General features: G+C 62.2%; 7 protein-coding genes and 1 tRNA gene. All 8 read left to right on the forward strand.

Annotated elements, in window-relative coordinates; translation table 11 throughout:
- The first annotated feature begins 4 nt into the window (after positions 1 to 4).
- The 8 genes from rnc to V6M87_RS25650 all read left to right on the forward strand — a co-directional run bounded on the left by rnc (position 5) and on the right by V6M87_RS25650 (position 6499).
- A complete protein-coding gene (gene rnc, locus V6M87_RS25615; protein WP_332879511.1) occupies positions 5 to 829 on the forward strand; it encodes a ribonuclease III in 825 nt (274 codons plus the stop codon).
- The gene (gene era, locus V6M87_RS25620) at positions 826 to 1746 is read left to right on the forward strand and encodes a GTPase Era (protein WP_332879512.1); all 921 of its coding nucleotides are present in this window, start codon (positions 826 to 828) and stop codon (positions 1744 to 1746) included. The genes rnc and era overlap by 4 nt, the downstream gene beginning before the upstream one ends.
- On the forward strand, positions 1712 to 2593 hold the full coding sequence (gene recO, locus V6M87_RS25625) for a DNA repair protein RecO (RefSeq protein WP_442920638.1): 882 nt from the start codon (positions 1712 to 1714) through the stop codon (positions 2591 to 2593). The genes era and recO overlap by 35 nt, the downstream gene beginning before the upstream one ends.
- A 9-nt stretch (positions 2594 to 2602) precedes the next feature.
- A complete protein-coding gene (gene pdxJ / locus V6M87_RS25630) occupies positions 2603 to 3367 on the forward strand; it encodes a pyridoxine 5'-phosphate synthase (RefSeq protein ID WP_332879514.1) in 765 nt (254 codons plus the stop codon).
- The gene (acpS, locus tag V6M87_RS25635; RefSeq protein ID WP_332879515.1) at positions 3364 to 3762 is read left to right on the forward strand and encodes a holo-ACP synthase; all 399 of its coding nucleotides are present in this window, start codon (positions 3364 to 3366) and stop codon (positions 3760 to 3762) included. Before pdxJ ends, acpS begins: the two co-directional genes overlap by 4 nt.
- An 18-nt stretch (positions 3763 to 3780) precedes the next feature.
- A complete protein-coding gene (gene uvrC / locus V6M87_RS25640) occupies positions 3781 to 5649 on the forward strand; it encodes an excinuclease ABC subunit UvrC (RefSeq protein ID WP_332879516.1) in 1869 nt (622 codons plus the stop codon).
- Positions 5650 to 5762: 113 nt separating this feature from the next.
- Positions 5763 to 6338, forward strand: coding sequence for a CDP-diacylglycerol--glycerol-3-phosphate 3-phosphatidyltransferase (gene pgsA / locus V6M87_RS25645; RefSeq protein ID WP_332879517.1), 576 nt, complete (start codon positions 5763 to 5765; stop codon positions 6336 to 6338).
- Between the two features lie 88 nt (positions 6339 to 6426).
- Positions 6427 to 6499, forward strand: a tRNA-Gly gene (locus V6M87_RS25650).
- The last annotated feature ends 2 nt before the right edge of the window (positions 6500 to 6501 follow it).

Below are 6501 nucleotides of genomic sequence, written 5' to 3' on the forward strand. Positions count from 1 at the left end.
GACAATGAATCTCCAGTTATTGCAGACCCGCCTCGGTTACACGTTTCAGGATGCTGGCTTGTTGCAGCAAGCCCTGACCCATCGCAGCCACAGCGCCACGCATAACGAGCGCCTCGAATTTCTGGGCGACTCCGTCCTGAACTGCGTGGTCGCCTCGATCCTGTACGAACGCTTTGCCGCGATCGACGAGGGCGACCTGTCGCGCTTGCGCGCCAACCTGGTCAAGCAGCAGTCGCTGTTTGAAATTGCCCAGCGCCTCGAACTGTCGCAGTTCCTGCGCCTCGGCGAGGGCGAGTTGAAGTCGGGCGGTTTTCGCCGTCCCTCGATCCTGGCCGACACGCTCGAAGCCTTGCTGGGGGCGATTTTCCTCGACAGCGGTTTCGACGCGGCCAGTCGGGTGATCCGCGCGTTCTATATTCCCATCCTCGACTCGGTCGACCCGCGCACGCTGGGCAAGGATGCCAAGACCCTGCTGCAGGAATTTTTGCAGAGTAAAAAAATCCCGCTGCCGACGTACAACGTCGTCGCCACCCACGGCGCCGCGCACAGCCAGGAATTCGAAATCGAATGCCTGGTTCCGCGCCTGAATATCCAGGTGTACGGCCGCGGCGGCAGCCGCCGCGCCGGCGAGCAGGCCGCCGCCAAACTGGCGCTCGACGCCGTCGGCCACAGTGCCGCGAAAGGCAACAAAGCCGCCGCGCCTGCGCGCAAACCCAAGCCACGCGCCGCCCAGCTCAAGCTGGCCGGCATTGCCACCATTCAAAGCGACAGCAGCTTCGATTCCAGCCCGGACGTCGCCACGCATCTCGAAGGAACGACGTCCGTATGAACACCGAATTGACCACCCCTGACACCACGCCCGACACCGCTTTCCACTGCGGCTACATCGCCATCGTCGGCCGCCCGAACGTGGGCAAGTCGACGCTGATGAACGTACTGATCGGCGCCAAGGTGTCGATTACGTCGCGCAAGGCGCAGACCACGCGCCACCGCATTACCGGCATCCAGACCCGCGACGACGCCCAGTTCATTTACGTCGACACGCCGGGCTTCCAGACCCGCCATGCGAATGCGCTGAACAAGACACTGAACAAAACGGTCACCGGTAGCTTGATCTCATCGGACGTAATCCTGTTCCTGGTGGAAGCGGGCACCTTCGGGCCGGCCGACCAGCAAGTCATCGACCTGCTGCCATCGGACGTCCCGGTGATCCTGGTGATTAACAAATCGGACCGTGTCAAGGATAAAGCCGCGCTGATGCCGTTCGCGCAGAAAGTGGCGGCGCTGCATAATTTCGCCGCCATCGTCCCGGTCTCGGCGAAATTGCGCTTTCAGACCGATGCGCTGGAACGCGAAATTCGCACGCGCCTGCCGGAAAATCCGCCAGTGTTCGGCCCGGACGATATCACCGACCGCAGCGAAAAATTCCTGGCCGCAGAGATTGTGCGCGAAAAAGTGTTCCGCCTGCTGGGCGATGAATTGCCCTACACCAGCACCGTCCTGATCGAGCAGTTCGAGCAGGAAGGCGACCTGCGCCGCGTGTTCGCCGCCATCCTGGTCGAGCGCGACACCCATAAATCGATGATCATCGGTAACAAGGGTGCACGATTGAAAGACATTTCGACCCAATCGCGCCTGGACATGGAAAAACTGTTTGGCGGACCGGTGTACCTGGAAATTTGGGTCAAGGTCAAATCCGGCTGGGCCGACAATGAAGCCGGCTTGCGCGCCTACGGCTACGAATAAGCCCGTGCAAGCGGCCGTGGCCGACGCTCCCGCCAGTCGGGACGTCGTCGCGCAAGCTGCCGATCAGGCCGCCGCGCGCACGGCTGCCATCAACACTGCCGCTGCGCTGCCCAAGCGCAGTCGCGCGCCAGTGCGCGACCACCGCGTCAGCGGCCAGCCCGGCTTCGTGCTGCACAGCTACCCCTACAAAGAAACCAGCCTGATCATCGACATGATGACGCGCGACTTCGGTCGCGTGGCGCTGGTGGCCAAGGGCGCCAAGCGGCCCCATTCGCAGCTGCGCGGGGTGCTGCAAACCTTTCAGCCCTTGTCGGTCTCGTGGACCGGAAAATCGGAGTTGCGCACCCTGACCGACGCCGAGTGGGTCGGCGGCATGCTGCCGATCGAAAAGAACGCACTGTTGTGCGGCTTTTACGTCAATGAATTGCTGGTCAAACTGCTGGCACGCGACGATGCCCATCCGGCCTTGTTCGACCACTATGTCTCGACCTTGAACCAGTTGGCGCACAATGAAACCGCGCAGATCGTCTTGCGAAAATTCGAACGGGCCCTACTTAAAGAGACTGGGGTCGCGGCCGATTTGACGCGCGACACGGAGCAGCGCGGCGCCGTGCTCTCTGAACAAGAATATGTGGTCGACCCGGAGCGCGGTGCGCGGCTGGCGCGCGCGTCCGATACCTGGCCGCGCGTGCTCGGTAAAACCCTGCTCGACATGGACCGCGAAGATTATCGCGATGCGCAGACCCAGGCGCAAAGCAAGCAGTTGATGCGTTTTTTGCTGGCGCATCAACTGGGTGGCAACCCCCTCAACACGCGCCAGATCCTGATCGACCTGATGCAACTATAAGAATTCACCATGAGCTTTTTGCAACCTTCCGGCACGGTCATCGACCTCGGCGTCAACATCGACCACATCGCCACCGTGCGCAATGCGCGCGGCACGCGCTACCCGGACCCGATCCGCGCCGCCTTGCTGGCCGAACAGGCCGGCGCCGACCTGATCACCTTGCACCTGCGCGAAGACCGCCGCCACATCAAGGACGCCGACGTTCTGGCGATGCGTCCGCAACTGATGACGCGCATGAATCTGGAAGCGGCCGTCACGCAGGAAATGATCGACTTCGCCTGCCGCGTGAAACCGCAGGATGTCTGCCTGGTGCCGGAGCGGCGCGAAGAAGTGACGACTGAGGGTGGACTCGACGTGGTGCGCTACTACAAGCAGGTGGAGGCGGCCGTGAAACAGCTGCAAGGGGAGGGCATTCGCGTGTCCCTGTTCATTGATGCCGACGAGCAGCAGATCGCCGCCACCGCCGCCCTGGGCGCCCCCGTCATCGAGTTGCACACGGGCCGTTACGCAGAGGCAGAAGGCGCTGCGGTTGCGCCCGAACTTGAACGCATCCGCGCCGGCGCCCGTTTCGGCGTGGCGCAGGGCCTGGTGGTGAATGCCGGCCACGGCTTGCACTACACGAACGTCCAGGCGATTGCCCAGTTGCAGGATATCCGCGAGCTGAACATCGGTCATGCGATCGTCGCCCACGCCCTGTTTGCAGGCTGGGAAAATGCCGTGCGCGAAATGAAGGCGATCATGGTCGCGGCGCGCCTGGGGGTGACGCTGCGATGACGACGATCTACGGCATCGGCACGGACATCGTCCAGATCTCGCGCGTGGCGGCGGCACTGGGACGCAACGAGCGCTTTGCCGAAAAGATCCTCGGCCCGGAAGAGCTGGTCAAGTTCCACGCGCGCCGCGCCAAGAACGAGATCCGCGGCCTGCGCTTTCTCGCCACCCGGTTCTCGGCCAAGGAAGCGTTCTCGAAAGCCATCGGCCTGGGCATGCGCATGCCGATGACCTGGCGCTCGGCCCAGATGCTCAATGCACCGAGTGGCAAGCCGGTGATCGTTTGCAGTGGCGCGCTGGCAGCATTCATGGATGAACATCAACTCACGGCGCAAGTGACCATCAGCGACGAGGCCGACTACGGCGTCGCGTTCGTGATCGTCACCGCCGCAGCGTGAGCAAGTTAAAGACAAGCAATGACTGAAGAAGTATTCCCCGCTGTAAAAGTCGATCCGCGCGCGCAGGTGCTGGCGACGGTGGCCAAGTTACCGAATCTGCCCGGCGTGTACCGCTATTTCGATGCGAATGACGCCGTGCTGTACGTCGGCAAGGCGCGCGACCTCAAAAAACGTGTCTCGAGCTATTTCCAGAAGAACCTGTCCAGCCCGCGCATCGCGATGATGGTCGAGCGCATTGCGCGCCTGGAAACCTCGGTCACCAACAGCGAAGCGGAAGCGCTGATCCTGGAAAACAACCTGATCAAGACCCTGAAGCCGCGCTTCAATATTTTGTTCCGGGACGACAAGTCGTATCCGTATCTGAAGATCACCGGCGGCGCGGTGCCGCGCATGGCCTACTACCGCGGCGCCGTGGACAAGCGCAACCAGTACTTCGGCCCCTTCCCGAGTGCCTGGGCGGTCAAGGAATCGATCCAGATCCTGCAAAAGGTGTTCATGCTGCGCACCTGCGAGGACAGCGTGTACGCCAACCGCACGCGTCCGTGCCTGCTGCACCAGATCGGCCGCTGCAGCGGCCCGTGCGTAAAACTCATCACGCCGGAGGATTACCAGGTCGATGTCGACAATGCCGGCAAATTCCTGCGCGGGCGCCAGAGCGAAGTGCTGGCCGACCTGGAAAAGAAGATGCACGCTTTTGCCGAGCAGCTCAAATTCGAGCAGGCCGCTGGCGTGCGCAACCAGATCCAGTCGCTCTCGCGCGTGTTGCACCAGCAGAGCATGGAAACGACCGGCGACGCCGACGTCGACATCATTGCAGTGGTGTTGCAGGGCGGGCGCGCCTGCGTCAACCTGGCCATGGTGCGGGGCGGGCGCCACCTGGGCGACCGCGCCTATTTCCCGTCGCAAGTGGAAGCGGCCGCAGTCGATGACGACACCAGCCTCGACTGCGAAGTGCTGGCGGCCTTCCTGGCCCAGCACTACACGGAAAAATTCGTTCCCGGCTGCCTGATCTTGAATATCGAGTTCAACCAGCCCGCCTTGATGGTGGCGCTGACCGAACAGTGCGGACACCGCATCAACCTGATTTTTCAGCCGCAGGGGCAACGCCGCCAGTGGCTTGAGCTGGCCCAAAAGGGCGCGGAAATTTCGCTGGCGCGCTTGTTGTCGGAACAGGGATCGCAGCAATCGCGCACGCGCGCGCTGGCTGACGCGCTGACGCTGGAAATGGACGATCTGGATGCGCTGCGCGTCGAGTGCTTCGACATCAGCCACACCGGAGGAGAGGCGACGCAGGCTTCGTGCGTGGTGTTCCAGCACCACGCCATGCAGAACGGCGAATACCGGCGCTACAACATCAATGGCATCACACCGGGCGACGATTATGCGGCGATGCGCCAGGTGCTGATGCGGCGTTACGAAAAAATCGTGAATGGCGAAGGCGTGATGCCGGACGTGGTGTTGATCGACGGCGGCAAGGGGCAGGTCGAACAGGCGCGCTCGGTGTTTGCCGAGCTGGGGCTGGACATCAGCCTGATCGTCGGCGTGGCAAAAGGCGAGGGCAGGCGGGTTGGCCTGGAAACGCTGGTGTTTGTCGATGGCCGCGCAGCGCAGGAGCTGGGCAAGGAATCGGCGGCCCTGATGCTGGTCGCGCTGATCCGCGACGAAGCGCACCGCTTCGCCATCACTGGCATGCGCGCCAAGCGTGCCAAGACACGCCAGGCGTCGCGCCTGGAGGAAATCGAGGGGATTGGGGCCAAACGGCGCCAGCGCCTGCTGGCGCGCTTTGGCGGGCTGCGCGGCGTGGTCGACGCCAGCGTGGAAGATTTGATGTCAGTCGAAGGCATATCGAGCACACTGGCCGAGGAAATCTACCGCCAGCTACACTGACAGACTGGAATTGTGTCGGCATGTTGCTGGGCGCGTGCATAACTGGTCTATACGACAATAGCCATGTAGACTGTTGCCGCATATATTCTTAACGCTTAGCCCAGATCGCCCCTATGCCTTTTAACATTCCGATTCTCCTGACCTGGCTGCGGGTTGCACTGATTCCCCTGGTAGTAGGCGTCTATTATTTGCCGGTGCACTGGCTGCCGCGCTCCGACCAGGACCTGGCCGCCACGCTGGTCTTCATCGTCGCGGCCCTCACCGACTGGCTGGACGGCTTCCTGGCGCGCCGCTGGAACCAGACCTCGGCCTTTGGCGCCTTCCTCGACCCGGTGGCCGATAAATTGATGGTGGCCGGTGCCTTGCTGGTGCTGGTGCACCTCGACCGCGTCGACCATTTCATCGCGTTCATCATCATCGGCCGCGAAATCGCCATCTCGGCGCTGCGCGAGTGGATGGCCCAGCTGGGTGCATCGCGCTCGGTGGCGGTCAGCTCGATCGGCAAGATCAAGACAGCAGCGCAGATGACGGCCATCCCCTTGTTGCTGTTTCACGACGTGGCCTTCCATCTGGTCGATACCCAGGAGCTGGGCACCTGGCTGATGTACATTGCCGCCATCCTGACCGTGTGGTCGATGTTCTACTACATGCGCCTGGCCTGGCCGCTGATCAAGGAAAAATCCATTTAGGCAAAATGGGTGAAGAAGGTTCCTTGACAAGCCCCATGGATCATCTATAATGCGGGCCTGTTGTGAACGAAGCAGCACGAAGAGCCAAGCGGGAGTAGCTCAGTTGGTAGAGCGCAACCTTGCCAAGGTTGAGGTCGAGAGTTCGAGCCTCTTCTCCCGCTCC

Source organism: Massilia sp. S19_KUP03_FR1 (genome assembly GCF_036688685.1).
Lineage (GTDB): Bacteria > Pseudomonadota > Gammaproteobacteria > Burkholderiales > Burkholderiaceae_D > JALYUM01.

Excerpts from the sequence above, each read along its gene's own strand:
- rnc (WP_332879511.1), top strand. The coding sequence starts at position 5 with ATGAATCTCCAGTTATTGCAGACCCGCCTCGGTTACACGTTTCAGGAT.
- era (WP_332879512.1), top strand. The coding sequence starts at position 826 with ATGAACACCGAATTGACCACCCCTGACACCACGCCCGACACCGCTTTC.
- recO (WP_442920638.1), top strand. The coding sequence starts at position 1,712 with ATGAAGCCGGCTTGCGCGCCTACGGCTACGAATAAGCCCGTGCAAGCG.
- pdxJ (WP_332879514.1), top strand. The coding sequence starts at position 2,603 with ATGAGCTTTTTGCAACCTTCCGGCACGGTCATCGACCTCGGCGTCAAC.
- acpS (WP_332879515.1), top strand. The coding sequence starts at position 3,364 with ATGACGACGATCTACGGCATCGGCACGGACATCGTCCAGATCTCGCGC.
- uvrC (WP_332879516.1), top strand. The coding sequence starts at position 3,781 with ATGACTGAAGAAGTATTCCCCGCTGTAAAAGTCGATCCGCGCGCGCAG.
- pgsA (WP_332879517.1), top strand. The coding sequence starts at position 5,763 with ATGCCTTTTAACATTCCGATTCTCCTGACCTGGCTGCGGGTTGCACTG.